This is a genomic window from Streptomyces sp. CA2R106 (assembly GCF_037034245.1).
Classification (GTDB): Bacteria; Actinomycetota; Actinomycetes; order Streptomycetales; family Streptomycetaceae; genus Actinacidiphila.
The window spans coordinates 1-571 of record NZ_JBAGKC010000167.1 but is presented as its reverse complement, the minus strand read 5'-3'; the positions used below and the strand labels follow the sequence as shown (position 1 = coordinate 571).

At 65.8% G+C, this 571-nt stretch carries 1 protein-coding gene; it reads right to left on the bottom strand.

The annotated features are described in order from the left end of the window. Window positions 1-7 precede the first annotated feature (7 nt). Window positions 8-571, bottom strand: a 564-nt coding sequence (locus WA788_RS35560; RefSeq protein WP_335984642.1) for a ferritin-like domain-containing protein, incomplete at its 5' end; no start/stop codon positions are given.

Below are 571 nucleotides of genomic sequence, written 5' to 3'. Positions count from 1 at the left end.
ACCCGGATCACTGGGCGGCGAAGCGTTCTTCGAACTCGGCCATGGCCTTGCCGTAGATCTCGACGTCGGCCGCGGTGTAGCGGGCGAGGGTGTCCTCGATCTCCTGCTTGCCGTAGCGCTCTTCCATGTCCTGCAGGGCCTCGCGGACGTACCGCACGTGCCACCGCTCGTCGAGCATGATCTTCTCGATCGTCTCGCGGACCGGCGCGGGCGTGTTCTCCTGCCGCAGGTGCTGGTTGTAGTGGCCGATCGTGCGCTTCTCGAAGACCAGCGTGATCGCCATGACCTCCATCAGACTGGCCGGCACCCCGACCGCGTCCATGTACCGGTCCTGGTACGCGTCCCGCATCGGGATCGCCCGCTGGTCCAGCGAGTCGATGCAGTTCGTCCAGTACGACGCGTGCGCCGACTCGTCCGCGAAATGGTGCGTCACGTCCTTCTGCAACGGACCGCGGATCGTCCGCGCCACCCGCCCGAAGAACATCGCCCCGCTCATCTCCGACGACCGGTAGAAACTCGCCACCCACAACTCGTTCTCGGACAGCTCCACACCACTCACGACGTCCTCCCC